This is a genomic window from Mycobacterium sp. NGS66, assembly GCF_059812225.1.
In genome coordinates, this window is sequence record NZ_JCALCG010000001.1 from 246,572 (window position 1) to 271,595 (window position 25,024).

Sequence of the window (25,024 nt, forward strand, 5' to 3'; positions counted from 1 at the left end):
CACTAACTCAGTGGAACTGACCCTCTTCGGTGGAGCCGGCCAGGGCGGTGGTCGACGACTTCGGGTCGACCGTGGTGGCGATCCGGTCGAAGTAACCGGCACCGACCTCGCGCTGGTGCTTGGTCGCGGTGTAACCCCGCTCCTCGGCGGCGAACTCCCGCTCCTGCAGCTCGACGTAGGCGCTCATCTGGTTGCGGGCGTAGCCGTAGGCCAGGTCGAACATCGAGTAGTTCAGCGCGTGGAAGCCGGCCAGCGTGATGAACTGGAACTTGAAACCCATTGCGCCGAGCTCCTTTTGGAACCTGGCGATGGTCGAGTCGTCCAGGTGCTTCTTCCAGTTGAACGACGGCGAGCAGTTGTACGCCAGCATCTGGTCGGGGAACTCGCTCTTGACGCCCTCGGCGAACCTGCGGGCCAGTTCCAGGTCGGGCGTGCCGGTCTCCATCCAGATCAAATCGGCGTACGGCGCGTAGGCCTTGGCGCGGGCGATGCACGGCTCGAGGCCGTTCTTGACCCGATAGAAGCCCTCGGAGGTGCGCTCGCCGGTGATGAACGGGCGGTCGCGCTCGTCGACGTCGGAGGTGATCAGCGTGGCGGCCTCGGCGTCGGTGCGGGCGATGACCACGGTGGGAACATCGGCAACGTCGGCAGCTAAGCGGGCTGACGTCAGCGTGCGGATGTGCTGCTGGGTCGGGATCAGCACCTTGCCGCCCAGGTGGCCACACTTCTTCTCCGAGGCCAGCTGGTCCTCCCAGTGGGAGCCGGCGACGCCGGCGGCGATCATGGCCTTCTGCAGCTCGTAGACGTTGAGCGCGCCACCGAAGCCGGCCTCACCGTCGGCGACGATCGGAGCCAGCCAGTTCTCCACCGACGTGTCGCCCTCGACCTTGGCGATCTCGTCGGCGCGCAGCAGCGCGTTGTTGATCCGCCGGACCACCTGTGGCACCGAGTTGGCCGGGTAAAGGCTCTGGTCGGGGTAGGTGTGGCCGGAGAGGTTGGCGTCACCGGCGACCTGCCAGCCCGACAGGTAGATGGCTTTCAGGCCGGCGCGCACCTGCTGCACGGCCATGTTGCCGGTGAGGGCGCCCAGCGCGTTCACGAACTCGAGGTCGTGCAACTGGCGCCAGAGCACCTCCGCGCCCCGCCGGGCCAGGGTGTGCTCCTCGACGACGCTGCCCTGCAGCGCGACGACGTCCTCGGCAGTGTAGGTGCGGGTGACGCCCTTCCAGCGCGGGTTGGTGTCCCAGTCGCGCTGGATCTGCTCAGCGCTCTTCGGGGTGCCGACGTCGGACATACGTGTACTCCTTACCGGTCAGTTCGGTGTTGATGTGCGTTGAGCCCACCGCCGTCTCGGGCGGAAGCTAGAGGCTTAACTTCACTGGTGTGCTAACACGACCCTGGCATAGGCCATTCCTGCTGGTCTACCCATTTCACTTGCGAATTTCGGCTATGACTCCTGGTCATTTTGCAAAGTTTGCGAAGCCGCATGCATTCTTGACCGGTTCAGAAACTACCCATCGGTAACACATATCCGCAGGTAAACGGGCGATTAACCGGGACGCTTGTCCGGTTACAGCGAGAACAGCGCGGCGACCGCTTTCGTCTCGTCGCCCACCGCATATGTGAGCGTTGTAACAGTGCGATCGGCGAGCCCCGAGCCGAACTTGTCGGTGGATCCGGGTGGGTGGACGTGGGAGATGATCTCGAGCTTGTCGCCCAGCGCCACCGGCGCCTCATGCTCGATCGTCACCCGCAGCGGACCCACCAGCAGCTCGGGATGGGAGGCCAGGTAGTCCTCGACCACGCTCCAATAGACCGAGTTGTTCATGTGGTCGAACAGGTCGATGTCGGTGACCCGGACCGGGAACTCATGGATCTCCGAGGCGTCGTCGCGGCTGCCGGGCTTCAGGTAACCCTTCCACCGCAACCGGTCCACGGAGGTGGTCTTGTGCAGGCCCGCCAGGAAGTCGTCGGCGATGCGGGCCGGCATCTCGGTCTCACGGTTGACGTGGATCCAGAACGCCTCGGACTCGATTAGGCCGCCCTTGCGCCCGTCTATCCGCACGCGCATCTCACACCAGCGATTCGAGGTGCCCGAACACCAGCGCCGGCAGCGCAGCATGTCCTGGAACTCGATCGGGCGGATCAAATCGACCATGGTGCGCCGGACGATCCACAGCGGGTGGGTCTCCTCGAAGCCCATCTCCCGTAGCTGGTCCTGGCCGATGTCTTGGATGTGCCGGCACGCCGCGTCCAGACGCAGCCGGCCGGTGCGGTCGATGTCGGCAACCCGCAGCGGCCACTCGCGATCGAACACATCGGGGCTGCCGTCGGGCACCGGCATCATTGTTTTGTCCAGGCTCACGGCCAAATCTCCCCGTATCTCCCCTTTTCCTGAGCGAATCATGCCAACGGGACCGGTGAAATCCAAAAATCGCCCCACTGCACGCACGTGCGAACTCTGCCAATCACGCCTTAACAACGCAGCGTACGCTCGGTCGGGTGGCCAAAACGTTCGTCGGGTCGCGGGTGCGCCAGCTGCGCAACGAGCGCGGTTTCAGTCAAGCCGCCCTGGCCCAGATGCTGGAGATCTCGCCAAGCTACCTCAACCAGATCGAACACGATGTCCGCCCGTTGACGGTGGCGGTGCTGCTGCGCATCACCGAGGTGTTCGGGGTGGACGCGACCTTCTTTGCTCCGCAAGACGACACCCGGTTGGTCGCCGAGCTGCGCGAAGTGACGATGGACCGTGATCTCGACATCAACGTCGACCCGACGGAAGTCGCCGAGGTGGTCAGCGCGCATCCCACGCTGGCTCGCGCGGTCGTCAACCTGCACCGGCGCTACCGGATCACCACCGCGCAATTGGCGGCCGCGACCGAGGAGCGCTTCTTCGACGGCAGCAGCGGCAGCGGATCGATCACCATGCCGCACGAAGAGGTGCGCGACTACTTCTACGAGCGCCAGAACTACCTGCACGAACTGGACACGGCCGCCGAAGACCTGACCATCCAGATGCGGATGCATCACGGCGACCTGGCCCGTGAGCTGCCCCGGCGACTCACCGAGGTGCACGGCGTGCGGATCACCAAGCGCATCGACCTGGGTGACACCGTGCTGCACCGCTACGACCCCAAGACCAAGACGCTGGAGATCAGCAATCACCTGTCGTCGGGGCAACAGGTGTTCAAAATGGCGGCCGAATTGGCCTACCTCGAGTTCGGCGAGCTGATCGATCACATGGTGGAGGACGGCAAGTTCACCAGCGCCGAGTCACGCACGCTGGCCAGGCTCGGGCTGGCCAACTACTTCGCTGCGGCGGCGGTGCTGCCCTATCGCCAGTTCCACGACGTGGCCGAGAACTTCCGCTATGACGTCGAGCGGCTGTCGGCGTTCTACTCGGTGAGCTACGAGACCATCGCGCACCGGCTGTCCACGCTGCAGCGGCCGTCGATGCGCGGGGTGCCGTTCTCGTTCGTCCGGGTGGATCGGGCGGGCAATATGTCAAAGCGGCAGTCCGCCACGGGTTTTCACTTCTCGTCCAGCGGCGGCACCTGCCCGCTGTGGAACGTCTACGAGACGTTCGCCAACCCGGGCAAGATCCTGGTGCAGATCGCGCAGATGCCCGACGGCCGCAGCTATCTGTGGGTGGCCCGCACCGTCGAGCGTCGCGCCGCCCGGTATGGTCAGCCGGGTAAGACCTTCGCGATCGGGTTGGGCTGCGAACTTCGCCACGCACACCGACTCGTCTACTCGGAAGGACTCGACTTGTCGGGGGATCCAGCGAAAATCGCCACACCCATCGGCGCGGGCTGCCGCGTCTGTGAGCGAGACAAGTGTCCGCAGCGGGCGTTTCCGGCGTTGGGGCGTGCGCTGGACCTCGACGAACATCGCAGCACCGTGTCCCCCTACCTGGTGCGGCAACCGTGACGGGCAGCCAGGTCGCCCGGATCCCGCCCGGCGGATTCCGGGAGCTGGGACCGGTCAACTGGGTGATGGCCAAGCTGGCGGCACGCAAGGTGCGGGCGCCGGAGATGCATCTGTTCACCACCCTGGGCCAGCGCCGGCTGCTGTTCTGGACGTGGTCGATCTATAGCGGCAGGCTGCTGCGGGGACGGCTGCCGGCAATCGACACCGAATTGGTGATCCTGCGTGTCGCGCATCTGCGTTCCTGCGAATACGAGCTGCAGCACCATCGCACCATGGCGCGCGCCAAGGGCCTGAACGCGGAGCTGCAGGCCACCATCTTCGCCTGGCCGGACGTGCCGGAAGACGCCCGCAACAGCCTCACCGCCCGTCAGCAGGCACTGCTGCAGGCGACCGACGAGTTCGTCAAGGACCGCACCATCACCGACTCGACCTGGCAGCAGCTGGCGGCCCACCTGGACCGTCGGCAACTTATCGAATTCTGCTTGCTGGCAAGCCAATACGACGGGCTGGCCGCGACCATGCATGCTCTTGCGATCCCGTTGGACAATCCACGAAGCTAGCGGGCTCACAGATAGATGTTGGCCAGCACCGCCAACGCCAGCACCACCGGCAGTATCGGCAGGCCGAACGCGAACGCCGCGCCGAAATACCTACGGCGCCAACGCATCAACAGACCCCCGACTGCCGCGCCGGCGGCGAGTGCGAGCGACAGCAGCAAGACCGCCAGACTCCACTTGCCGACCGTGGTCAGGGACTCACCGATGGAAATGGCCACCAGCCACAGCACATAGCCGGCGATCAGGCCGGCGATCGCGCCCACGATCTTTTCGCTGGATCGGGCCATGCTCAGAAGTTGATCATGTGGCCGACCAGGCCGTGGAAGCACTCCTGCAGTGCCTCCGACATCGTCGGATGGGTGTGTACGTTGCGCGCCAACTCGTTTGCCGTGAGGTCCCACTTCTGCGCCAGCGTCAGCTCGGGCAGTAGCTCGGAGACGTCGTGGCCGACCAGGTGCCCGCCGAGCAGTTCGCCGTACTTGGCGTCGGCCACCAGCTTGACGAAACCGCTGGGATCCCCCACGCCATGGGCTTTGGCGTTGGCGGTGAACGGAAATTTGGCCACCACCACGTCGTACCCTTCGTTGCGGGCCTCCTCCTCGGTGAGCCCGAAGCTGGCCACGTTGGGCTGACAGAACGTCGCGCGCGGCAGCATGCGGTAGTCGCCGAGCGCCAAAGTCTCTGCGCCGGCGATGGTTTCGGCCGCCACCACGCCCTGCGCCTCGGCGACATGGGCCAACTGCAGCTTGCCCGTGACGTCGCCGATCGCGTAGATGTGCGGCACGGAAGTCTGCATGTACTCGGTGATGCCGATGGCCTTGCGATCGGTCAGCTCCACGCCGGCCTTGTCCAGGCCGTAGCCCTCGACGTTGGGCGCAAACCCGATGGCCTGCAACACCTTATCGGCTTTCAGCTCGTCGGCCTTGCCGTCCTTGCTGACGCTGACCGTGACCTGCGAGCCATTATCGGTGATGGACTCGACCTTGGTTCCGGTGAGGATCTTGACGCCGAGCTTCTTGAACTGCTTCTCGATCTCCTTGGAGGCGTCGGGGTCCTCGTTGGGCAGCGCCCGAGGCAGGAACTCCACGATCGTCACGTCCACGCCGTAGTTCTTCAGCACATAGCCGAACTCCATGCCGATCGCGCCGGCGCCGGCGATGATGATCGACTTCGGCAGGTCCCGGGACAGGATCAGCTCCTCGTAGGTCACCACGTTTTCCGACAGCGACGTGCCCGGCACCAGCCGGGTGCTGCTGCCGGTGGCGATGATGGCGCTGTCGAACGTGATTGTTTCCGTCCCACCGTCGTTCAGCTCGACTGACAGGGTCTTGGGGTCGGTGAATCTGCCGTACCCGTGGATCTCGGTGATCTTGTTCTTCTTCATCAGGAAGTGCACACCGGCGACGCGGCCCTCGGCCACCTTGCGGCTGCGGTCGAAGGCGATCCCGTAGTCGAACGTTGCCTCGCCGCTGATGCCGAAGGTCTTGGCTTCCTTGGTGACGATGTGGGCGAGCTCGGCGTTGCGCAGCAGCGCTTTCGACGGGATGCAGCCGACATTGAGGCAGACGCCGCCCCAGTACTTGGGTTCGACGATCGCGGTGTTCTGACCGAGCTGTGCGGCGCGGATGGCCGCTACATACCCGCCGGGACCGGCTCCGAGGACGACGACGTCATAGTGGGTCACGCGCACTACCCTAACGTTTGCGGCCGCTCGGCAACGCGGTCAGTACGGAATGACACTCAGCAGGCAGTGGCCGGTGCGCTCGCAGTAGTAATAGCCGTACAGCGGCGCCGCTGCGGCGACAGAGGCGAACGGCCCCGACATCACCGCAATCGACAAGGCCGAGATCAGAGATCTGCCCTCAACCATCGCCAGCAGCACGGCGGCCACCGAGCACGCCACGACGTAGACCAGGACGGCGAACACCGGCCACGTCTTGTCGACGGTGTGAAACCACCAATAGAACAAGCCCAGCCCGACGACCGCCGCGGCACACCAGACGGCCAGGACCACCGCAACCAACTTCCACCACTTCAGGTACTGGTATCGCCCCGGCACGGTGACCGGTGCGACGGGCGGCTCGGGTTCGGCTTTCGCTACGACGTCCGGCGCGGGCGGCTCGGGCTCCTTGGGCTTCTCCTCGGGCTCCTCGTCGGGCTTCTCCGGCGGCACGGGCAGCGGTCCCGAGTCGTCGTCGAAATCCGGGACGAACGGTGCGGTTCCCGGGTTCGTCTCGTCGGCTTCATTGTCAGCCACCGGAGGCAACCTGGATAGCCACCAGCGCACCGAACCAGCCGGGTGCCAGCGCGAGGATGAACGCGCCCACCATCGTCACCCACCGGCGCCCGGACAGCAGGATCACCAGCAGCCCGATCACGCTGGGAACCCCGACCACCAGCGCGATGACGACGTCCGGCCGGATCCGTGCATGGACCACCAAGGCGGACGCCGCCCCCGCCAGCTGCCCCAGCGCGCTGCCGACCAGCATGGCGCCGGCCAGCAGCCATGGTCGCGGAAGCGGAATCACGCTGTCCGACCTTACTGCGTTACGGCCTACTCACCGGGCATGCTCCCGGCGCGTTGTCCGCCACCACGTGCCCCCGCGCCGGTGGGCGTTCCCCTCGCTCGTAGGCCGCGCCGGTGATCACCGGCGCGGCCGCTACCTGGGCTTTCTCGTCGTCGCTGAACACCCGGCCGCGACTGAGGAACCGCACCCCCTCGGGCGCTTCGAGGCTGAACCCGCCGCCGCGGCCGGGTACCACGTCGATGATCAACTGGGTGTGCTTCCAGGTCTGGTACTGCGGCCCGGAGATCCACACCGGCACTCCCTCTTCCCCGACGTCCAGAACACCGAGCAGGACGTCACGGTCGCCGACGAGGAAGTCGGCGACCGGGTAGCACATCGGCGACGACCCGTCGCAGCAGCCGCCGGACTGATGGAACATCACTGGTCCGTGCTGCTGTTGCAGGCGGGCGAGCAGGTCGGCGGCGGCGCTGGTAATGAGCGCGCCCGGGACCATCAGAAGAATCCCAGCGCCTTGTCGGAGTAGGACACCAGCATGTTCTTGGTCTGCTGGTAGTGCTCCAGGGCCATCTTGTGGCCCTCGCGGCCAAAGCCGGACTGCTTGTAGCCACCGAACGCCGCATGCGGCGGATACACGTGGTAGCAGTTGACCCACACCCGTCCGGCCTTGATGTCGCGCCCGGCCCGGTACGCGGTGTTGCCGTCGCGGCTCCACACGCCCGCGCCCAGGCCGTAGAGGGTGTCGTTGGCGATGCCCATCGCGTCGTCGTAGTCGGTGAACGACGTCACCGCCACCACGGGACCGAAAATCTCCTCCTGGAAGATGCGCATCTTGTTATTGCCGGTGAAGATCGTCGGCTGCACGTAGAACCCGCCGGACAGGTCGCCGCCGAGCTCGGCGCGTTCACCGCCGGTGATGACCTTGGCGCCCTCACCCTTGCCAATCTCGATGTAGGACAAGATCTTTTCCAGCTGGTCGTTGGACGCCTGCGAGCCCAGCATGGTCTCGGAGTCCAGCGGGTCGCCCTGCCGGACGGCCTTGGTGCGGATCGCCGCCAGTTCGAGGAACTCGTCGTGAATGTCGGACTGGATCAGGCTGCGCGACGGGCACGTGCACACCTCGCCCTGGTTGAGCGCGAACATGGTGAAGCCTTCCAGCGCCTTGTCCTGGAAGTCGTCGTTGGCGGCCATCACATCGGAGAAGAAGATGTTGGGGCTCTTGCCCCCGAGCTCCAGGGTGACCGGGATCAGGTTCTGCGACGCGTACTGCATGATCAAACGCCCAGTGGTGGTCTCGCCGGTGAACGCGACCTTCGCGATCCGATCGCTGGAGGCCAGCGGTTTGCCGGCTTCGGCGCCGAAGCCGTTGACGATGTTGACCACTCCGGGCGGCAGCAGGTCACCGATCAGCGACATCAGGTAGAGGATCGACGCCGGCGTCTGTTCGGCCGGTTTGAGCACTACCGCGTTGCCGGCCGCCAGCGCCGGAGCCAGTTTCCAGGCGCCCATCAGGATCGGGAAGTTCCACGGGATGATCTGGCCCACCACGCCGAGCGGCTCGTGGAAGTGGTAGGCGACGGTGTCCTCGTCGATTTGGGACAGCGCGCCTTCCTGCGCCCGGATTGCCGCGGCGAAATACCGGAAATGATCGGCCGCCAGCGGAATATCAGCGGCCAGCGCCTCCCGGATCGGTTTGCCGTTGTCCCAGACCTCGGCGACCGCCAGCGCGGCCGTGTGCTGATCGATGCGGTCGGCGATCTTGTTCAGGATCGCCGCGCGTTCGGTGGGCGAGGTTTTGCCCCACGCCGGCGCCGCCGCGTGTGCCGCGTCGAGCGCCTTGTCGATGTCGGCCTCGTCGGAGCGCGGTATTTCGCAGAACGTCTCGCCGGTGACCGGCGTCGGGTTCTCGAAGTAGCGGCCCTGCACGGGCGGGACCCACTGTCCCCCGATGAAGTTCTGGTACCGGGACTCATACGACATCAGCGCCCCGGCGGCACCTGGACGTGCGAAGACGGTCATTGTCTCGACTCCCTCATTCGACCCTTATGTAATACAGCTCACACTACCGCCGGGACCACAATGGCATCCATGACGCCTGCGGACCCGTACCTGTGGCTCGAGGACATCACCGGAGATGAGGCACTGGATTGGGTCCGCGCGCACATCGAGCCGACGAAAGCCGAGTTCTGCGATGAGGGGTTCGAGCGGATGCGCGCCGAGGCGCTCGAAGTGCTCGACACCGACACCCGCATCCCCTATGTGACCCGCCGCGGCGAGTACCTCTACAACTTCTGGCGCGACGCCGACAACCCGCGCGGCCTGTGGCGGCGCACCACACTGGCCAGCTACCGCACCGACTCCCCCGACTGGGACGTCCTGATCGACGTGGACGAACTTGGGCGAACCGACAATCAGCGCTGGGTGTGGCAGGGGGCCAACGTCATCAGGCCGGACTACACCCGCGCACTGGTCACCCTGTCACCGGGCGGCTCGGACGCCGCCGTGGTACGTGAATTCGACATGCGGACACGCGAATTCGTCGACGGGGGATTCGAGCTGGCGGAGGCCAAGTCGCAGATCACCTGGGCCGACCCGGATATTGTCCTGGTGGGCACCGACTTCGGTGACGACTCGCTCACCGAATCCGGCTATCCGCGGATCATCAAGCGGTGGCGCCGCGGCACGCCGCTGTCCGACGCGGAAACGATCTTCGAGGGCGCCCGCACCGACGTCAGCGTCTCGGCGTCGGTGGACCGGACACCGGGCTTCGAGCGCACGATACTGGCCCGCGCCCTGGACTTCTGGAACGAGGAAGTCTACGAGCTGCGCGGCGCAGAACTGATCCGCATCCAAACACCCACCGACGCACACCTTTCGGTGCACCGGCACTGGCTGCTGATCTCTTTGCGCAGCGACTGGACCGTCGGCGGCACAACCTATCCTGCGGGATCGTTGCTGGTCGCCGACTATGATCAATTCCTCTCCGGCACAGTAGAACTCAGCGTGGTTTTCGAGCCCGACGAACACACCGCGCTGTCGCACTACGCCTGGACTCGCGATCGGCTGCTGATGGTGGCGCTGGCCGACGTGGCCAGCCGCGTCGAGATCGCCACGCCAGCATCTGTAAGTGACGACCCGCTGCGCCCGGCTTCGCCGCGCTTGCGATCGTCACGGGTTAATTGGCAGCGCCGCCCGCTGCCCGGCATCCCCGCCGCCACCAACACCGTGATCGTCGCGGCCGACGACACCGGCGACGAGTTCTTCCTGGACTCAAGTGGATTCGACACGCCGTCGCGGTTGCTACGTGGCAGCGGTGACGGCCAGTTGGAGCAGATCAAGTCCGCGCCGGACTTCTTCGACGCCGAAAATATCACCGTGTCACAGCATTTCGTGACGTCCAAGGATGGGACGTCAATTCCGTATTTTTTGGTGCGGCCGCGCGGCTTGGATGGGCCGGCACCCACCCTGCTGGGTGGCTACGGCGGATTCGAGTCGTCGAACACACCGGGGTATGCGGGCGTGCTGGGCCGGTTGTGGCTGGCCCGAGGCGGCACCTACGCGCTGGCCAATATCCGCGGCGGCGGCGAGTACGGACCCGGCTGGCACACCCAGGCGATCCGTGCGGGCCGGCACAAGGTGGACGAGGACTTCGCCGCAGTGGCAACCGATTTGGTCAGTCGCGGCATCACTACTGTCGAGCAGCTCGGCGCGCAAGGGGGCAGCAACGGCGGCCTGCTGATGGGCATCATGCTGACCAAGTATCCGGAGAAGTTCGGCGCGCTGGTGTGCGACGTGCCGCTGCTGGACATGAGGCGCTATCACCTGCTGTTGGCCGGCGCTTCGTGGATGGCCGAATACGGCAATCCCGACGACCCCGACGACTGGGCATTCATCTCCAAATACTCGCCGTACCATAATATTTCGGCGGACCGTAAGTATCCGCCGGTGCTGATCACCACGTCCACCCGCGACGATCGGGTGCATCCGGGCCACGCCCGCAAGATGACGGCGGCCCTCGAGGCGGCCGGTCATCGGGTCTGGTACTACGAGAACATCGAGGGCGGGCACGCCGGGGCCGCCGACAATGAGCAGTTGGCGTTCAAGTCGGCGCTCAGCTACACCTTCCTGCATCGAATGCTGGGCAGCCAACGGGCAACGTGACGGGCGTCGAAGCCGCTTGACAGCCGACTCCCGCGGCACTTCGCTTCGGCTTATGTCCCATTCCGAGCCGACATCCGAATTCGAGACGCTGCTCTACCGGACCGCGGGTCCGGTGGCCACCATCACGCTCAACCGCCCGGAGCAGCTGAACACCATCGTCCCGCCCATGCCTGACGAGATCGAGGCCGCGATCGGGTTGGCCGAGCGAGACCAGGACATCAAGGTCATCGTGCTGCGCGGCGCCGGCCGGGCATTTTGCGCCGGCTACGACTTCGGCGGCGGCTTTGCGCACTGGGGTGACGCCATGATGACCGACGGCAAGTGGGACCCCGGCAAGGACTTCGCCGTGATCACCGCGCGCGAGACGGGGCCGCATCAGAAGTTCATGGCCATCTGGCGGGCGACGAAACCAGTGATCGCGCAGGTGCACGGCTGGTGCGTGGGCGGGGGCAGCGACTACGCGCTGTGCGCCGATCTCGTCATCGCCAGCGAGGACGCCGTGATCGGCACGCCGTACGCCCGGATGTGGGGCGCATACCTGACCGGGATGTGGATGTATCGCCTGAGCTTCGCCAAGGTCAAGTGGCATTCGCTGACCGGCCGGCCGCTGACGGGTGTGCAGGCGGCCGAGTTGGAGCTGATCAACGAGGCGGTGCCGTTCGAGCGGCTGGAGGCCCGGGTCGCCGAGGTAGCCGACGAGCTGGCGCAAATCCCGTTGTCCCAGTTGCGGGCGCAGAAGCTGATCGTCAACCAGGCTTACGAGAACATGGGTCTGGCGTCCACTCAGCTGCTCGGGGGCATCCTCGACGGCTTGATGCGCAACACCCCCGAGGCGCTCGACTTCATCCGGATGGCCCAGACGGAGGGGGTTCGGGCCGCGGTGCAGCGCCGCGACGGGCCCTTCGGGGATTACAGCCAGGCGTCGCCGGAGTTGCGACCTGATCCCAACCACGTCATCGTCCCTGATAGCCCCACCTAGTAAGATCAGCTATTAACTTTGATTCCTGTTCCTGCAGACCCCGAGAGTGTTACGGTTATCGATATGTTTCGGCAGACTTCTAGCCTGCGTGCAGGCGTTTGGTTTCTGGCCCTTCTGGTGAGCTTCGGCATCGCCGGCGCGACCTTTCCCAAGGCCGCGGTCGCCGATTCCACCGAGGACTTCCCGGTACCACGCCGCATGATCAACACCACCTGCGACGCCGAGCAGTACCTGGCGGCCGTGCGCGATACCAGCCCGGTCTACTACCAGCGCTACATGATCGACTTCAACAACCACGCGAACCTGCAGGAAGCGACGATTAACAAGGCGCACTGGTTCTTCTCCTTGTCGCCGGCGGAGCGCAGGGAGTATTCCGAGAACTTCTACAACGGCGACCCGCTGACCTATGCCTGGGTCAACCACATGAAAATCTTCTTCAACAACAAGGGCGTGGTGGCCAAGGCGACCGACGTGTGCAACGGCTACCCACGTGGTGACATGTCCGTGTGGAACTGGGCATAACGGCTTTCCTGCGGATTCTGTAGTCGCGAGATTCGATTTGGCGGTCGCCAGGTCGCTACAGAAAGGTGTCGAGCTTGAACGCATTGAGGGTCATCGGCATGGCGATCTTGATGGCCGTCGCTCCATGTGTGGCGCTTGTCGAGAGCAGTCCGGCGCACGCCGACTTCACGCCGTGCTCGACGGAAGGTCAGAAACTCTGGGGCGACACCGGCCCCATTCTGTGCACGCGCGAGGGCGATGAGCCGCTGCACTGGGTGCGCATTCCTGCGGCGGGAATGTGCGTCGCGATCTGCGATCGGTTCGGCCCGCCTTAAGTTTCGAAGACGCTGACCCGATCGTCGAGTTCAGCGATCAGCGCACGGACGCGGTCGGCGATGTCATCGCGGATGGCGCGAACCGCGTTGAGAGGCTGACCCGCTGGATCGTCGAGTTTCCAATCGCGGTAGGTGACTTCGGGAAAATAGGGACAGGTATCGCCGCAGCCCATGGTGATCACGATGTCGCTGGACCCAACCGTGTCAGGCGTAAGGATTTTTGGGGCTGCGGCGGCGATGTCGACACCAAGTTCAGCCATCGCTGTGACGGCGGCAGGATTGACCTGGTCAGCGGGTTCGGTTCCCGCGGAACGTACTTCGATGCGATCGCCGGCGAGGTGAGTAAGCAGTGCGGCGGCCATTTGGGAGCGACCCGCATTGTGCACACAGACGAACAGGACGCTGGGTTTGCGGTTCATCCTTGAACGCTCCTTGGCGTCGGCGATAGGCGCGGGCGAAGGGCCAGGGAGACGTAGACCAGGGCGACGAGTACGGGCACCTCGATAAGCGGTCCCACCACACCGGCCAGGGCTTGTCCGGAAGCGGCGCCATAGGTGGCAATCGCCACCGCGATAGCCAGCTCGAAGTTGTTGCCCGCGGCGGTGAACGCCAGGGTGGTGGTGCGCTCATAGCCCAAGCCCAGTACGGCGCCGAGAAGGTAGCCGCCACCCCACATGATGGCGAAGTAGGCCACAAGTGGGAGTGCGATGCGGGCGACATCCCATGGCCGGGTGGTGATTTGGTGGCCTTGTAGGGCGAACAGGACCACGATGGTGAACAGCAGCCCGTACAGCGCCCACGGTCCGACATTCGGCAGGAACCGGCCCTCGTACCAGTCGCCGCCCTTCAGGCGCTCCCCGATCCGACGCGACAGGTAACCGAGGACCAAGGGCACGCCGAGAAAGATCAGCACCGACCTGGCGATCTGCCACGGCGAGACGCTGATCGACGTTTTATCCAGCCCGAACCAGCCCGGCAGCGCCGACAGGTAGAACCATCCGAGCGCGGCGAACATGATCACCTGGAACACCGAGTTGAGTGCGACCAGGACCGCCGCGGCTTCGCGATCACCGCACGCGAGGTCGTTCCAGATGATGACCATCGCGATGCACCGTGCCAGGCCGACGATGATGAGGCCGGTCCGGTATTCGGGCAGGTCCGGGAGCAGCAGCCACGCGAGCGCGAACATCAAGGCCGGGCCGATCACCCAGTTGAGCAGTAGCGACGAACCCAGAAGCTTGCGGTCGCCGGTCACCGTGTCCAGCCGGTCGTAGCGGACCTTGGCCAGCACCGGATACATCATCACCAGCAGCCCGATGGCGATAGGCAGGCTGATGCCGTCGAGCTGTACCGCGCTGAGCGCCCGGTCGAGACGGGGGACGGCGCGGCCCAGGAGCAGCCCGGCGATCATCGCGGCGCCGATCCACAGCGGTAGGAATCGGTCGAGGGTGGACAGCTTGCCGACGACGGGGGCGTGCGCGGCGGTGGCCGGTGCGCTCATCCGGCGGCTTTCGGGCCGCAGTTGCACGCTTCGGCGCCAGGTTCTCCGACCGCAGGGACGGATCCGCCGAATGTCTCGGCATCGGCCAGCTTGGTGTAGACCTCCCACTTCTCATCGTCGGGCGCGGTTACCCACACCTTGTCCTGGGTGGCAAAACAGCAGGTGGTGTTCATCTCCTCCTCGGTGAACAGACCGGCTCCACGCAGACGGGCGATCTCTGCACGCACCGTCTCGCTGGACTCGACCTCGACGCCGAGGTGGTTGAGCGACCCGCCCTTGCCAGGATTCTCGATCAGTATCAGCTTGAGCGGTGGTTCGGCCACGGTGAAGTTGGCGTAGCCGGGCTTGCGTTTGGCTGGCTCCGCATCGAAAAGCTTGGAGTAGAACGTGATTGCCTCATCGAGGTCATTGACGTTGAGGGCCAATTGAACGCGAGACATGGCGACGAACCTCCAAGTTGTGAGACATATATCGAACTAGCGGCGTCGCCCAGCATGCCACCTTTTCGATATATGTCAAGCTTTGTGGCAGGATGGTGTGATGCCTAAAGCGTTGCCCGTGATCGACACGACCGCGCCGGTCTGTTGCGCCCCGGTCGCGGCTGGTCCGATGAGCGATGAGGACGCGTTGCACATTGCGTTGCGTCTCAAGGCCCTGGCAGATCCGGTACGGGTCAAGATTGTGTCGTATCTGTTCAGTTCCTCCGCGGGCGAGGAGGTTTCGGGACAGCTCGCGGCGGTGTTGCAACTCAGCGAATCCACGGTCAGCCATCACCTGAACCAACTGCGTAAGGCGGGGCTCATAGCCTCGGATCGGCGCGGTATGAACGTGTTTCATCGGGTCCGCCCGGACGCGTTGCAGGCCTTATGCGCCGCGTTGGACCCAAATTGCTGCTCCTAGCGAAGCCGGTTGATACCGACCTCCATGCCGACGTCAGTAATGCGGAATCGCGGCCGGGAACGTATCGGCGGTCGCCACGTCGTCGTTTGCCGAATCCTCGTTGGGCAACATGTGCGCGCGCACGGCCGAGCGGGAGCCGCCACTGGGCCTTGCCGGCACTGGTCGTGCGGTATCGGAAACCAGGTCAGGCTTATCACGATCACGGCCAGACCTTGAAATTGGCTGCATTACGTTGATGCGAGATGAGCGAGCGTCATAGCGCTTCGCCGATGTCGGGAAGTAAGGCTATGTCCTCTGGCTGGCCGTTACGGAACATTGCCGCCGTCTCCCGAATATTTCTTTTGGCCCAATCAATATTGAATTGGCTTAGTATCTGATACTCGTATTTGAAACGTTCCGCACGGTCGCCCACCCATTTGGCCGCTTGGCGTGTGACTATACCTGCGCAGTACCAGTAGAGAAGATCGTCGAGGCTACCCTTCCGGTCGAAGCCGAGTTTTCCCCGCTCGTAGAAAGCAAAATGGTATGAGCCATCTTCTCCGACATAGATATTTAGGCCGTCGTTGGTCCGCAGTCCGACAGCCATAGGACGGACTCCCAACTTCTCCGACAGCCGGTCGATTTCGAATTGAAGTTCCCTGGATCTATCGTCGACGGGGCGATCCACACTCATCAAGTATTCCTAGCCTCACCATTTCCACACAGTCGGTCCGTGTGCGTCGGTCCACCAGTAACGACGTCACAACGGTTCGCCAATGTCGGGGAGTAAGGCAATGTCCTTTGGCTTCCAATTACGGAACATAGCGGCAAGTTCACGCACGCGCCTCTTCGCCCAGCGAACATCGAACTCGCTGAACACCTCGTACTCATATCTGAAGCGTTCTGCTCGATCTCCTACTCGTTCAGCTGCTTGATTTCTGACAATGCCCTTGCAATACCAGTAGAGAAGGTCGTCGAGGCTTCCCGACCGGTCGAAGCCGAGCTTTCCTCGCTCGTAGAATGTGAAATGATAGGACCCGTCCTCGGCGATATAAATATTCAGGCCGTCTTTTGTTCGTAGTCCCACATGCATCGAACGGGCGCCTAGTTTCTCGGACAATCGATCGATTTTAATTTGGAGTTCGGCCAATTCATCGTCCAAGGGGCGGTCCATATCTATCGAGGATACCCATATCTACCAGTTACTCTACATTCACCGGGACACCGTCAGGACCTGTGATCATGTATTGTCGCGTGCCAGGCGACGGCGTCTGGCCATAAAACGGTTCGACCGGTCCCTCTACGATTCGCCAGCCTGGTGGCAGTGGCTCTCCGGTGACCATGTACCGGTTGTAATTCCCTCCAATCGATTCTGGCGGTAAGGCGCGATCTGCGAATGGTGTGCCGTCGGGCGCAAGATAGCGACCGTATTCGGTACCGAACCGGTCGATGATGGTGCCTTCAGGCAGATGGGCGGGTTGGGGAACATAGCCTGGCGGAAACCCATCATTCGGCGGGTAATGGCGCGCGCTGGGGGTGCCGAACTGGGAGGCAAAGTCGTCCCATGCCATACCACCCATTGGGGGCGATTTTAGACGTATCCGAGCGCACCACCGAAACGCACATTGACAGTGGGCTTAGTCGTCAGGTGCGCTCGGCCGTCAACGGATGATGGCGCGGGCTAACCCGCCGCCGCAGGGGGCAAGGAGCTTGCATGTAACTAGCATGTTCGATATGCTGGCAGCATGCCGACAATGGTTCAGATTCGGAATGTACCCGATGCGTTGGTCCATGAGCTGAAGGCCCGGGCAGCGGCGCAGCGGATGAGCCTGAGTGATTTCCTGCTCGCCCGACTGAGCGAACTTGCGGAAGAACCGGCCCTTGACCAGGTTCTCGATCGCCTCGCGGCATTGCCGCGTCGGGAGCTCGGAGTGACCGCGGCTGAACTGGTCGGCGAGGCCCGGTCCGAGTGATCGTGTTGGATGCCTCGGCGGCTGTCGAGCTCGTCTTGGCGACGGCAGCGGGGGCGGTCGTCGGCCAGCGATTGCGCGGCGAGACCGTGCATGCGCCAGGCCACTTCGATGTCGAAGTGCTCGGTGCTATCCGTAGAGCGGTCGCGCGCCAGCTGATCAGCGATCACGAAGGGCTGGTCGCTGTCGCCGACTTCCGGAGCCTGCCGCTCCGGCGTTGGCCCACAAAGCCTTTCGTCCAGCGTGCCTACCAACTGCGCAGCACGCATTCGGTAGCCGACGGCATGTACGTCGCCCTCGCGGAAGGCATCGCCGCGCCGCTGATCACTTGCGACCGGCGGCTCGCTCAATCCCACGGCCATGGCGCCGACATCGAACTCGTCACCTGATCGTTGCCGCGCTTTCGTCAGAAGTATGGCGCCGCCGCCGGCAACCGATCGGTGGTCGCCGAGTGGTCCTTAGCCGCATCCGTAGGGCCGGCCGCAGCGGGCGCTAGTGCCGTCCGCCCCGCCGTCGGCTCCGAATAGCTGATGTGCAGCGAGAATTTGGACGGTCGATAGCGGTCATCGGTAGCGGCGTGGCCGGGCTCACCGCGGCCTGCGTCTTGTCCGGGCAGAACCGAGTCACCCTGTACGAGGCCGACGTTCGGCTTGGCGGCCACGCGCACACCCACTTCGTCAAGCAAAGCGACGGCAGCGTCGTGGCGGTGGATTCGGCATTTCTGGTGCACAACGACCGGACCTACCCGACGCTGTGCCGGTTATTCGGTGAGCTCGGCATCGCCACTCAGGAGTCCGAGATGTCGATGTCGGTGCGGGCCGACGATATTGGACTCGAATACGCCGGAGCTCTTGGCGCGCGCGGGTTGTTCGCGTGCCGGCAGTCGCTGCGCCCGCGCTATCTGCTGATGCTCGCCGAGATCATCCGCTTCCACCGCGCCGCAAGTCGAATGCTGACCCACGATGCCAGCGATCTAGAGACGCTAGAGACCTTCCTGCACCGGCACCGCTTCTCGTCGTATTTCGTCGACTACTTCATCACGCCGCTGGTAGCCGCGGTGTGGTCGTGCGCCGCCGATCACGCGATGCGCTATCCCGCCCGGTATCTGTTCGTCTTCCTCGACCATCACGGCATGTTGTCGGTTTTCGGCTCGCCGACCTGGCGCACGGTGACCGGTGGATCGGGAAATTACGTGCAGGCCATCGCTTCTCGGCTTGACGAGGTGGCCGTCGGAACACCGGTTCGCGCGCTGCGGCGAATACCGGACGGCGTGCTCGTGCACGCGGGCGACCGCCCGCCGCAGATTTTCGACGCCGCCGTCGTCGCCGTTCATCCCGACCAGGCGCTGCTGTTGCTCGACAAGCCGAACGCCCGCGAGCGCCGCGTGCTGGGCTCGATCCCGTATTCAGCCAACCGCGCCCAGCTGCATACCGACGAGTCGGTGTTGCCCCGCCACCGCCGCGCCCGCGCGTCGTGGAACTACCTGGTGGACCCGGGCGCCGACCACGTCGTGGTCAGCTACGACGTCAGCCGGCTGATGCGGCTGCCGGGCGAGCGCCGGTATCTGGTCACACTAGGCGGCGAAGGCCGGGTGGACCCACGGTCGGCGATCGCCGAGATGACTTACAGCCACCCGTTGTACACACCGGAATCCGTTGCCGCGCAAGGGGAATTGTCGACACTGGATGACGATCGCGTGGTGTTCGCGGGCGCCTACCACGGCTGGGGGTTCCACGAGGACGGCGCCGCCTCGGGACTGCGCGCGGCGCGGCGGCTCGGCGCCGACTGGCCGGCTGTACGCGACCGCAAGGCGGTGGTCCGGTGTTAACGCTCGCGCCGTCCATCTACCGGACCACGATCACCCATTCCCGGCGGGTGCCGGTGCGGCATTCGTTCGAATACCGAAGCTACAGTTGGTATGTCGATGTCGACGACCTGCCCAAGCTGGCCTGGTGGGCGCGACCGTTCGCCCGCTTCCGCGCCGACGACCATTTCGCCGGCCCGCCGCCCGGGTCGCTGCGCAACCGACTGGATGCGTTCTTCGCCGACCGCGGCGTGACCGCTCCCGACGGCCGCATCACCGCACTGTTGCAGGCCCGCGTCGCCGGTTACGTCTTCAACCCGTTGAGCGTCTTCTGGTGCCATGACCGCGATGGCGTCCTGCGCTACGTGGTTGCCGAGGTGCACAACACCTACGGTCAGCGCCACGCCTACCTGCTGCCGCCCGCCGAACTGCCCGTGGTGACCGCGAAAACGTTCTACGTCTCGCCGTTCAACGCGGTGGACGGCTACTACGTGGTGCACGCACCGCGCCCCGACAGCGACGTCGACATCACCGTGTCGCTACATCGTGGTCACCGGATGGTCTTCGTGGCCAACATGCGCGGTGCGCGCCGGCCCGCAACCGCTCGAGAGGTGGCCACCATGCAGCTTGTCTCGCCGTTGGCGCCGTTAGTGGTGGCCACGCGAATCCGGATACAGGGAGTCAAATTATGGTTGCGCCGCGTGCCGGTGGTGCCCCGATGAGCGTCGAGTCGATCCGAACGCCTTCGGCAGCAATAGATTCCGGACGCTGGCCGGCGGTCGCGACGGTGCCGTCGGGTCCGGTGGCAACGGCGTCGGCAGTGGTCGCCGAACGACTGCTGCGCCGAGCCGCAACCCGGCTGCCGATGCGGCTGAGCTATCCCGACGGCACGGTGATCGGCTCGCCCGACCCGAGTTTGCCGGCCCTCGTCCTGCACCGGCCCGACGCGGTGGCGCGCCGGATCGGGCGGCACGGCCTGATCGGCTTCGGCGAGTCGTACATGGCCGGCGAGTGGTCGTCGAATGACCTCGTCGGACTGCTGACGGTGCTGGCCCGGTCGGTCACCGATCTCGTGCCCAGCCCGCTGCAACGGCTACGGCCGATTGGTCCGGCCTTTCGGCCCCGCTGGCGAGCAGCCGGCCGCGATCGGGCGCGGCGCGACGTCGCCAGCCATTACGACCTGTCCAACGAGCTGTTCGCCGAGTTTCTCGACGAGACCATGACCTACTCGAGCGCGTTGTTCAGCGAGATACCGGCCGCCTGGCCGGATTTGGCTGCGGCACAACGACGTAAGATCGACCGGCTGCTGGACGCCGCCGGCGTCCGGCCGGGTAGCCGGGTGCTGGAGATCGGCACCGGCTGGGGCGAACTGTGCATCCGCGCGGCGGCGCGCGGGGCCCACGTCCGCTCGGTGACGCTGTCGGGGGAACAGCGGCGGCTGGCACGCCGGCGGGTCACCGCCGTCGGCCTGTCCCCCTTTGTGCAGATCGACCTGTGCGACTACCGCGATGTCGCCGACGGCCCCTACGACGCCGTGCTTTCAGTCGAGATGATCGAAGCCGTGGGATACCACGCGTGGCCAAGGTATTTCGCCGCGCTGGAACGGCTGGTGCGCCCGGGCGGACGGGTCGCGATCCAGGCGATCACCATGGCGCACCAGCGGATGCTGGCCACCCGTCATACGCACACCTGGATCCAGAAGTACATCTTCCCGGGCGGGCTGCTACCGTCCACCCAGGCCATCGCCGGCATCACCGAGCGGCGCACGAATTTGCGCACCGTCGACATGGCCTCGCTGCGTCCGCATTACGCCGAAACACTGCGGCTCTGGCGGGAGCGGTTTGCGCAGCATCGAAATGAGTTGCCGCAGTTGGGCTTCGACGAGGTGTTCGGGCGCATGTGGGAGTTGTATCTGGCGTATTCCGAGGCGGGCTTTCGGTCGGGGTATCTGGACGTCTACCAGTGGACGTTTGTCCGCGGGGTCGAGCCGTGAACCTGGTGATCGTCTCGGGCGCTTCGGCTTTGGCTCTGGCCGTGGTGCACTCGGTGACGTTCCTGATCGGTCGCCGGATCGGCCGCTACAACGTGGTGGACGTGGCGTGGGGGGTGGGCTTCGTCGCGGTCGCCGCCGTCGCCGCGGCGCTCGGACATGGCGACCCCGTCCGCCGGTGGCTCCTGCTGGCACTGGTGGCGATCTGGGGCGTGCGGCTGAGTTGGCACATCCAGCGCAAGACCGCCGGCCAGGGCGAGGATCGCCGCTACGCCGACCTGTTGCGCAATGCCACCACGGCGCAAGTGGTGCGAAAGGTCTTCCTGCTGCAGGGCTTCCTGGGTTGGTTCATCTCGTTGCCGCTGCAGTTCTCTGCCGTCGGCGGGCCGACACCCAAGCCGTTGCTGGTCGTCACCGCGCTGGGCCTGGCGATCTGGCTGCTCGGCGTCACCTTCGAGGCCGTCGGCGATCGGCAGCTGAAGGCGTTCAAGTCCGACCCGGCGAATCGCGGCGCCATCATGGACCGTGGGCTGTGGGCCTACACCCGGCACCCCAATTACTTCGGTGACGCCTGTGTGTGGTGGGGGCTGTGGCTGGTCAGCATCAACGGCTGGGTGTCGCTGGCCACGCTGGGCTCGCCGCTGGTGATGACGTACTTCTTGGTGCATGTCAGCGGCGCCCGGCTGACCGAGAGGTACATGCGGGGGCGGCCCGGCTTCGCCGAATACCAGCAGCGGACAGCGTATTTCGTGCCCTGGCCGCCGCGAACAGGTAATCGGCGATGAGCAGACTGCCACCCGTGGCGACGGCTGACGATAAGCTACCGATCGATGACCGGACCGCCCACGCTGAGCGGCGACCTGGACGCCTTGCTGCGGAAGGTCGCCGGCGGCGACCGCGACGCCTTCGCCGCGCTCTACGACCTCACCAAATCCCGGGTGTACGGGCTGGTGATCCGTGTGCTGCGTGATGCCGGCTACAGCGAGGAAACCACCCAGGAGGTCTATCTGGAGGTGTGGCGGACAGCGTCGGAGTACGACTCCGCCAAGGGATCCGCCCTCGCCTGGCTGCTGACCATGGCACATCGGCGCGCGGTCGACCGGGTGCGTGCCGAGCAGGCCGGCACGCGTCGGGAGGACAGGTATGGCGCCGCCACCGTCGAGACCGCCGCCGACGTCGTCGCCGACTCCGCGATCGCCACCGACGAGCGGCGCCGGGTGAACCGCTGCCTCGAGGCGCTGACCGACGCGCAGCGCGAGTGCATCGAGCTGGCCTACTACGGCGGGTTGACCTACGCCGAAGTGTCGCAACGGTTGGCCGCCAACCTCTCGACGATAAAATCCCGTATGCGTGACGCCCTGCGCGGTCTGCGCAATTGTCTGGACGTGTCATGACCGACCCAAACGAATCCGAACTGCTCGACCTGGCCACGCCGTATGCGTTGGGCGCGGTGAGCGACGAGGAGAAGGCCGACATCGAACGGCGGGTCGCGGCGTCGACGAACGCCGCTGAGTTCCGCGCGGAAGTGCGGGCGGTGCGCGAGACGATGGCGATCGTCTCGGCGGGGACCGCCGTGGAGCCACCGGCGCGGCTGCGGGACGCCGTCCTGGCCCTTACCGAGCCGACGCAGCTCGAGATCAGGCGGCAACGGCGTTGGCGGACAGCACTTTTGGCGGCGGCCGCGGCCATCGTGGTGGGGTTGTCGGCGTTCGGGCTCGGCATGCTGATGCGGCCGCCGGCCCAACAGACGGTCGCCGAGCAGGTGCTGTCGGCGCCGGATGTGCAGACGGTGTCTCGTCCGTTGGGCACCGGGACAGCCACGTTCGTGTTCTCTCGCGAGCGCAACGCGGGTGTGCTGGTGATGAACAACGTGGCCCCGCCCACGCCCGGCACCGTGTATCAAATGTGGCTGATGCGCACCGACGCGCCCCCGACGTCGGCGGGCACTATGGGCACGGCGGCCGTCGCACCCTCGACGAAAGCAACGGTTCGCGGCCTCGGCGCCTCGACGGTGCTGGCGTTCACCGTCGAACCCGGCACCGGATCGCCGCGGCCGACCAGCCTGCCGTTGGCCCAGTTGCCCTTAGGCTGACGGCTTACGCAGGCTGAACGCTGCCGCGACGATCACGCCGAGCACCACCAGGGTGGCACCGCCCAGCAGGGTCAGGTTGAGCCATTCATGCAGGCTGGACTTGGCATAGCGAACCATCACGTCACCCACCGTGCGGAAATCGCCGGTGGTGCGGTTGAGTTCGTTGAGGATGCGCCCGTCGGCCAGCTCGATGCCGGCCCATCCGGCCGCGCCGACCAGCAGCACCGCGACGCCGATGCCGGCCAGCGCCCTGCCCCGGCGCCGCGCAGCGACCAACAGCAAAAACCCGCACAAGGCGCACATGGCCGCCGCGCCCATAGTGGCCCAGGGACCCCACGTCCCAAGCCAACTCAGCTGACCCTGCCGTAACGGCTGCGATGTCGACGGCACGGACACCGTCACCGGAACCGTCAGCTTGGTCGGCACCGTCACGTGGTGACTGTTCAGCATTTGCTGCACCGAGCTTTCGTTGAGCATCGGGGCCAGATCCACCACCCACTCGCCGTCCTGCCCGGACTGCGGATTACTGAACAACCAGCTGTGCACGGCCTTGTTCGCCTGGGCGAACAGCGGCGGAAAAGCCGGGCCGGCGGTGAATTTCGCGATCACGTCGTGGACCTGCGAAGTGTCCGCCGAGCCGCCGTGCTCGGTGATCAGCCGCATCGCCCGCGTGGTGAGCTCGGCCGCCATCGCGGACTGCAGTGCGGGGTCGGCGGCCGCCTTGCGGGCCAGCGCGCCGTAGCCGTCGACATCGACGATGTTCTTCTGCAGCCACGACGCCGGTACGAGCACCACCAATGCGGCCGTGGTAGCCAGCCACAACACCACCGTCAGCGCGAATCGCACGATTTAGAAACTCACTGCGCGATTCCGCGCACATAGGCCGCCTGGCCAAGGTGCTGTGCGCAGTCGTCGACGATGCTGACCAACCGCGCGCTCGCGGTCACCGGCGGATCCCAGCGGGTGTCCACGACACGGGACAACTCCTCGGCGGTGACGCTCCTGATGTAGTCGAGGCTGAGCTCGTGCACCGCGTGGTAATAGCCGGACAGCAATTCCGCCGGTGCCCGCACCTTCGCCACCTCCTGCGGACCGTGCCCATAGCCGGTGTCGTTGCGGGGCAGGTCCAGCCCGAATCGGTCCACCCAGCCATCGCGCGTCCATACCTGCTCGACGCCGGCGATATCGGCCAGCTGAAGGTCCTGCACGCGAGCGCTGTGCCAGATCAGCCAGGCGATGCTGTTGGCGTCCGGTGTAGGCCGATAGTTCGACAGCTCATCGGTCAGGCCGTCGGTGAGCTCGTCGACATGCTCGATCAAGCGGGTGAAGGCGTCCCGAAGCAATTCCTGCGCAGCGGCATCGGCGTTGGACATACCAACGACATTACGGCTGCCCGTGGCAGACGGCTTCCACGTTGTTGCCGTCCGGGTCGCGCACGAACGCACCGAAGTAACCGGGGTGATATTCCGGCCAGAGCCGCGGCGCGTGCAACGACTCGGCACCGAGCCCGACAGCGGCTTCGTGAAACGCACGCACCGCGTCTTGGTCGGCCGCTTCGAACGCGATATGGACTTCGCGATTCGGACCGTGCGCGCTGCCCGCGGCAAGGTCGGCGATCCAGAAGGCGGGCTTGCCGTCCCGGCCGTATCCGATGGCCACCCCGAAATCCAGCTGCCGGGAATAACCGAGCACGCCCAGCACCGTGTCGTAGAACTCCTGTGATTTCGCATAGTCGGCGCAGTTGATCCCCAGGTGGTCCATCACGTCGTCGATCCTGGCATATCGTGCCGACGCGGTCGT

General features: G+C 65.3%; 29 protein-coding genes and 2 pseudogenes. 15 read left to right on the forward strand and 16 right to left on the reverse strand.

Annotated features, from left to right (window positions below):
- Positions 1 to 7: 7 nt before the first annotated feature.
- Together aceA and AC5Y2L_RS01265 are read right to left on the reverse strand one after the other, a co-directional pair.
- Complete coding sequence (gene aceA, locus AC5Y2L_RS01260; protein WP_499939668.1) at positions 8 to 1,294, reverse strand: isocitrate lyase; 1,287 nt, start codon at positions 1,292 to 1,294, stop codon at positions 8 to 10.
- 276 nt (positions 1,295 to 1,570) lie between these two features.
- A complete protein-coding gene (locus AC5Y2L_RS01265; protein ID WP_499939670.1) occupies positions 1,571 to 2,365 on the reverse strand; it encodes an acyl-ACP thioesterase domain-containing protein in 795 nt (264 codons plus the stop codon).
- Between the two features lie 137 nt (positions 2,366 to 2,502).
- On the opposite strand from AC5Y2L_RS01265, the gene ramB reads away from it, so the two are divergent.
- Together ramB and AC5Y2L_RS01275 are read left to right on the forward strand one after the other, a co-directional pair.
- A complete protein-coding gene (ramB, locus tag AC5Y2L_RS01270; RefSeq protein ID WP_499939672.1) occupies positions 2,503 to 3,930 on the forward strand; it encodes an acetate metabolism transcriptional regulator RamB in 1,428 nt (475 codons plus the stop codon).
- A gap of 65 nt (positions 3,931 to 3,995) precedes the next feature.
- Positions 3,996 to 4,490, forward strand: a complete 495-nt coding sequence (locus AC5Y2L_RS01275) for a carboxymuconolactone decarboxylase family protein (protein WP_499939692.1) — start codon at positions 3,996 to 3,998, stop codon at positions 4,488 to 4,490.
- 5 nt (positions 4,491 to 4,495) lie between these two features.
- On the opposite strand, the gene AC5Y2L_RS01280 is transcribed toward AC5Y2L_RS01275, so the two are convergent.
- From AC5Y2L_RS01280 to exaC, 6 genes are read right to left on the reverse strand one after another with little or no spacing between them, the layout of a single operon-like run.
- On the reverse strand, positions 4,496 to 4,774 hold the full coding sequence (locus AC5Y2L_RS01280) for a hypothetical protein (RefSeq protein ID WP_499939673.1): 279 nt from the start codon (positions 4,772 to 4,774) through the stop codon (positions 4,496 to 4,498).
- A 2-nt stretch (positions 4,775 to 4,776) separates the two neighbouring features.
- Positions 4,777 to 6,171 carry a dihydrolipoyl dehydrogenase gene (gene lpdA, locus AC5Y2L_RS01285; RefSeq protein WP_499939675.1) on the reverse strand — a complete coding sequence of 465 codons (1,395 nt, stop codon included), beginning with the start codon at positions 6,169 to 6,171 and terminating at the stop codon, positions 4,777 to 4,779.
- A 39-nt stretch (positions 6,172 to 6,210) separates the two neighbouring features.
- Positions 6,211 to 6,744 (reverse strand): hypothetical protein, encoded by a 534-nt coding sequence (locus AC5Y2L_RS01290; RefSeq protein ID WP_499939677.1) that lies wholly within the window; start codon positions 6,742 to 6,744, stop codon positions 6,211 to 6,213.
- Complete coding sequence (locus tag AC5Y2L_RS01295; RefSeq protein ID WP_499939679.1) at positions 6,737 to 7,015, reverse strand: putative holin; 279 nt, start codon at positions 7,013 to 7,015, stop codon at positions 6,737 to 6,739. The genes AC5Y2L_RS01290 and AC5Y2L_RS01295 overlap by 8 nt, the downstream gene beginning before the upstream one ends.
- Positions 7,016 to 7,034: 19 nt before the next feature.
- The gene (locus AC5Y2L_RS01300; RefSeq protein WP_499943454.1) at positions 7,035 to 7,508 is read right to left on the reverse strand and encodes a DUF779 domain-containing protein; all 474 of its coding nucleotides are present in this window, start codon (positions 7,506 to 7,508) and stop codon (positions 7,035 to 7,037) included.
- Entirely contained in the window at positions 7,508 to 9,031 is a 1,524-nt protein-coding gene (gene exaC, locus AC5Y2L_RS01305) for an acetaldehyde dehydrogenase ExaC (protein WP_499939143.1), read from the reverse strand. Before exaC ends, AC5Y2L_RS01300 begins: the two co-directional genes overlap by 1 nt.
- 60 nt (positions 9,032 to 9,091) lie before the next feature.
- Between exaC and AC5Y2L_RS01310 the strand changes: the two genes are divergently transcribed.
- From AC5Y2L_RS01310 to AC5Y2L_RS01325, 4 genes are all read left to right on the forward strand, one after another.
- Entirely contained in the window at positions 9,092 to 11,173 is a 2,082-nt protein-coding gene (locus AC5Y2L_RS01310; protein WP_499939142.1) for a prolyl oligopeptidase family serine peptidase, read from the forward strand.
- A 52-nt stretch (positions 11,174 to 11,225) separates the two neighbouring features.
- On the forward strand, positions 11,226 to 12,152 hold the full coding sequence (locus AC5Y2L_RS01315) for a crotonase/enoyl-CoA hydratase family protein (RefSeq protein ID WP_499939141.1): 927 nt from the start codon (positions 11,226 to 11,228) through the stop codon (positions 12,150 to 12,152).
- A 63-nt stretch (positions 12,153 to 12,215) separates the two neighbouring features.
- Positions 12,216 to 12,674, forward strand: coding sequence for a DUF5078 domain-containing protein (locus tag AC5Y2L_RS01320; protein WP_499939139.1), 459 nt, complete (start codon positions 12,216 to 12,218; stop codon positions 12,672 to 12,674).
- 65 nt (positions 12,675 to 12,739) lie between these two features.
- On the forward strand, positions 12,740 to 12,988 hold the full coding sequence (locus tag AC5Y2L_RS01325) for a hypothetical protein (protein ID WP_499943458.1): 249 nt from the start codon (positions 12,740 to 12,742) through the stop codon (positions 12,986 to 12,988).
- Here AC5Y2L_RS01325 and arsB read toward each other — a convergent pair.
- Both arsB and AC5Y2L_RS01335 read right to left on the reverse strand, forming a co-directional pair.
- Positions 12,985 to 14,489 (reverse strand): annotated as a pseudogene (arsB, locus tag AC5Y2L_RS01330) (ACR3 family arsenite efflux transporter). The gene AC5Y2L_RS01325 and the pseudogene arsB overlap by 4 nt on opposite strands.
- Positions 14,486 to 14,929 (reverse strand): ArsI/CadI family heavy metal resistance metalloenzyme, encoded by a 444-nt coding sequence (locus AC5Y2L_RS01335; RefSeq protein ID WP_499939137.1) that lies wholly within the window; start codon positions 14,927 to 14,929, stop codon positions 14,486 to 14,488. The pseudogene arsB and the gene AC5Y2L_RS01335 overlap by 4 nt, the downstream one beginning before the upstream one ends.
- Before the next feature lie 100 nt (positions 14,930 to 15,029).
- On the opposite strand from AC5Y2L_RS01335, the gene AC5Y2L_RS01340 reads away from it, so the two are divergent.
- Positions 15,030 to 15,389 carry an Rv2640c family ArsR-like transcriptional regulator gene (locus AC5Y2L_RS01340; protein ID WP_499939135.1) on the forward strand — a complete coding sequence of 120 codons (360 nt, stop codon included), beginning with the start codon at positions 15,030 to 15,032 and terminating at the stop codon, positions 15,387 to 15,389.
- A gap of 253 nt (positions 15,390 to 15,642) precedes the next feature.
- Here the strand turns inward: AC5Y2L_RS01340 and AC5Y2L_RS01345 are convergent, their stop codons facing one another.
- The 3 genes and pseudogenes from AC5Y2L_RS01345 to AC5Y2L_RS01355 all read right to left on the reverse strand — a co-directional run.
- Entirely contained in the window at positions 15,643 to 15,975 is a 333-nt protein-coding gene (locus AC5Y2L_RS01345) for an Imm63 family immunity protein (RefSeq protein WP_499939161.1), read from the reverse strand.
- Positions 15,976 to 16,128: 153 nt separating this feature from the next.
- The gene (locus tag AC5Y2L_RS01350) at positions 16,129 to 16,461 is read right to left on the reverse strand and encodes an Imm63 family immunity protein (protein WP_499939159.1); all 333 of its coding nucleotides are present in this window, start codon (positions 16,459 to 16,461) and stop codon (positions 16,129 to 16,131) included.
- 109 nt (positions 16,462 to 16,570) lie between these two features.
- Positions 16,571 to 16,951: pseudogene (locus AC5Y2L_RS01355) on the reverse strand (TNT domain-containing protein); the annotation flags it as partial.
- Between the two features lie 162 nt (positions 16,952 to 17,113).
- Between AC5Y2L_RS01355 and AC5Y2L_RS01360 the strand changes: the two are divergent.
- The 8 genes from AC5Y2L_RS01360 to AC5Y2L_RS01395 all read left to right on the forward strand — a co-directional run bounded on the left by AC5Y2L_RS01360 (position 17,114) and on the right by AC5Y2L_RS01395 (position 23,224).
- On the forward strand, positions 17,114 to 17,341 hold the full coding sequence (locus AC5Y2L_RS01360; protein ID WP_499939134.1) for a FitA-like ribbon-helix-helix domain-containing protein: 228 nt from the start codon (positions 17,114 to 17,116) through the stop codon (positions 17,339 to 17,341).
- Positions 17,338 to 17,727 carry a type II toxin-antitoxin system VapC family toxin gene (locus AC5Y2L_RS01365; protein ID WP_499939132.1) on the forward strand — a complete coding sequence of 130 codons (390 nt, stop codon included), beginning with the start codon at positions 17,338 to 17,340 and terminating at the stop codon, positions 17,725 to 17,727. The genes AC5Y2L_RS01360 and AC5Y2L_RS01365 overlap by 4 nt, the downstream gene beginning before the upstream one ends.
- A gap of 143 nt (positions 17,728 to 17,870) precedes the next feature.
- Entirely contained in the window at positions 17,871 to 19,166 is a 1,296-nt protein-coding gene (locus AC5Y2L_RS01370) for an NAD(P)/FAD-dependent oxidoreductase (RefSeq protein WP_499939131.1), read from the forward strand.
- Entirely contained in the window at positions 19,160 to 19,864 is a 705-nt protein-coding gene (locus AC5Y2L_RS01375; protein WP_499939130.1) for a DUF1365 domain-containing protein, read from the forward strand. Before AC5Y2L_RS01370 ends, AC5Y2L_RS01375 begins: the two co-directional genes overlap by 7 nt.
- The gene (locus AC5Y2L_RS01380) at positions 19,861 to 21,135 is read left to right on the forward strand and encodes a class I SAM-dependent methyltransferase (protein WP_499939128.1); all 1,275 of its coding nucleotides are present in this window, start codon (positions 19,861 to 19,863) and stop codon (positions 21,133 to 21,135) included. The genes AC5Y2L_RS01375 and AC5Y2L_RS01380 overlap by 4 nt, the downstream gene beginning before the upstream one ends.
- Positions 21,136 to 21,143: 8 nt before the next feature.
- Positions 21,144 to 21,917, forward strand: a complete 774-nt coding sequence (locus tag AC5Y2L_RS01385; RefSeq protein WP_499939158.1) for a DUF1295 domain-containing protein — start codon at positions 21,144 to 21,146, stop codon at positions 21,915 to 21,917.
- Positions 21,918 to 21,962: 45 nt separating this feature from the next.
- The gene (locus AC5Y2L_RS01390; RefSeq protein WP_499939126.1) at positions 21,963 to 22,526 is read left to right on the forward strand and encodes a sigma-70 family RNA polymerase sigma factor; all 564 of its coding nucleotides are present in this window, start codon (positions 21,963 to 21,965) and stop codon (positions 22,524 to 22,526) included.
- Entirely contained in the window at positions 22,523 to 23,224 is a 702-nt protein-coding gene (locus AC5Y2L_RS01395) for an anti-sigma factor (protein WP_499939125.1), read from the forward strand. Before AC5Y2L_RS01390 ends, AC5Y2L_RS01395 begins: the two co-directional genes overlap by 4 nt.
- Here AC5Y2L_RS01395 and AC5Y2L_RS01400 read toward each other — a convergent pair.
- Genes AC5Y2L_RS01400 through AC5Y2L_RS01410 form a run of 3 tightly spaced genes read right to left on the reverse strand, consistent with a single transcriptional unit; the run spans position 23,216 to position 24,988 of the window.
- Entirely contained in the window at positions 23,216 to 24,070 is an 855-nt protein-coding gene (locus AC5Y2L_RS01400; RefSeq protein WP_499939124.1) for a hypothetical protein, read from the reverse strand. The genes AC5Y2L_RS01395 and AC5Y2L_RS01400 overlap by 9 nt on opposite strands.
- 11 nt (positions 24,071 to 24,081) lie before the next feature.
- Positions 24,082 to 24,597 carry a mycothiol transferase gene (locus AC5Y2L_RS01405; protein ID WP_499939122.1) on the reverse strand — a complete coding sequence of 172 codons (516 nt, stop codon included), beginning with the start codon at positions 24,595 to 24,597 and terminating at the stop codon, positions 24,082 to 24,084.
- A gap of 10 nt (positions 24,598 to 24,607) precedes the next feature.
- Complete coding sequence (locus AC5Y2L_RS01410; protein ID WP_499939120.1) at positions 24,608 to 24,988, reverse strand: VOC family protein; 381 nt, start codon at positions 24,986 to 24,988, stop codon at positions 24,608 to 24,610.
- Positions 24,989 to 25,024 lie beyond the last annotated feature (36 nt).

Excerpts from the sequence above, each read along its gene's own strand:
- AC5Y2L_RS01390 (WP_499939126.1), top strand. The coding sequence starts at position 21,963 with ATGACCGGACCGCCCACGCTGAGCGGCGACCTGGACGCCTTGCTGCGG.
- AC5Y2L_RS01380 (WP_499939128.1), top strand. The coding sequence starts at position 19,861 with ATGAGCGTCGAGTCGATCCGAACGCCTTCGGCAGCAATAGATTCCGGA.
- AC5Y2L_RS01320 (WP_499939139.1), top strand. The coding sequence starts at position 12,216 with ATGTTTCGGCAGACTTCTAGCCTGCGTGCAGGCGTTTGGTTTCTGGCC.
- AC5Y2L_RS01315 (WP_499939141.1), top strand. The coding sequence starts at position 11,226 with ATGTCCCATTCCGAGCCGACATCCGAATTCGAGACGCTGCTCTACCGG.
- AC5Y2L_RS01300 (WP_499943454.1), bottom strand. The coding sequence starts at position 7,508 with ATGGTCCCGGGCGCGCTCATTACCAGCGCCGCCGCCGACCTGCTCGCC.
- AC5Y2L_RS01360 (WP_499939134.1), top strand. The coding sequence starts at position 17,114 with ATGCCGACAATGGTTCAGATTCGGAATGTACCCGATGCGTTGGTCCAT.
- aceA (WP_499939668.1), bottom strand. The coding sequence starts at position 1,294 with ATGTCCGACGTCGGCACCCCGAAGAGCGCTGAGCAGATCCAGCGCGAC.
- AC5Y2L_RS01395 (WP_499939125.1), top strand. The coding sequence starts at position 22,523 with ATGACCGACCCAAACGAATCCGAACTGCTCGACCTGGCCACGCCGTAT.
- AC5Y2L_RS01275 (WP_499939692.1), top strand. The coding sequence starts at position 3,996 with ATGGCCAAGCTGGCGGCACGCAAGGTGCGGGCGCCGGAGATGCATCTG.
- AC5Y2L_RS01340 (WP_499939135.1), top strand. The coding sequence starts at position 15,030 with ATGCCTAAAGCGTTGCCCGTGATCGACACGACCGCGCCGGTCTGTTGC.
- exaC (WP_499939143.1), bottom strand. The coding sequence starts at position 9,031 with ATGACCGTCTTCGCACGTCCAGGTGCCGCCGGGGCGCTGATGTCGTAT.
- AC5Y2L_RS01345 (WP_499939161.1), bottom strand. The coding sequence starts at position 15,975 with ATGGCTGTCGGACTGCGGACCAACGACGGCCTAAATATCTATGTCGGA.
- AC5Y2L_RS01405 (WP_499939122.1), bottom strand. The coding sequence starts at position 24,597 with ATGTCCAACGCCGATGCCGCTGCGCAGGAATTGCTTCGGGACGCCTTC.
- AC5Y2L_RS01350 (WP_499939159.1), bottom strand. The coding sequence starts at position 16,461 with ATGCATGTGGGACTACGAACAAAAGACGGCCTGAATATTTATATCGCC.
- AC5Y2L_RS01310 (WP_499939142.1), top strand. The coding sequence starts at position 9,092 with ATGGCATCCATGACGCCTGCGGACCCGTACCTGTGGCTCGAGGACATC.
- AC5Y2L_RS01335 (WP_499939137.1), bottom strand. The coding sequence starts at position 14,929 with ATGTCTCGCGTTCAATTGGCCCTCAACGTCAATGACCTCGATGAGGCA.
- AC5Y2L_RS01280 (WP_499939673.1), bottom strand. The coding sequence starts at position 4,774 with ATGGCCCGATCCAGCGAAAAGATCGTGGGCGCGATCGCCGGCCTGATC.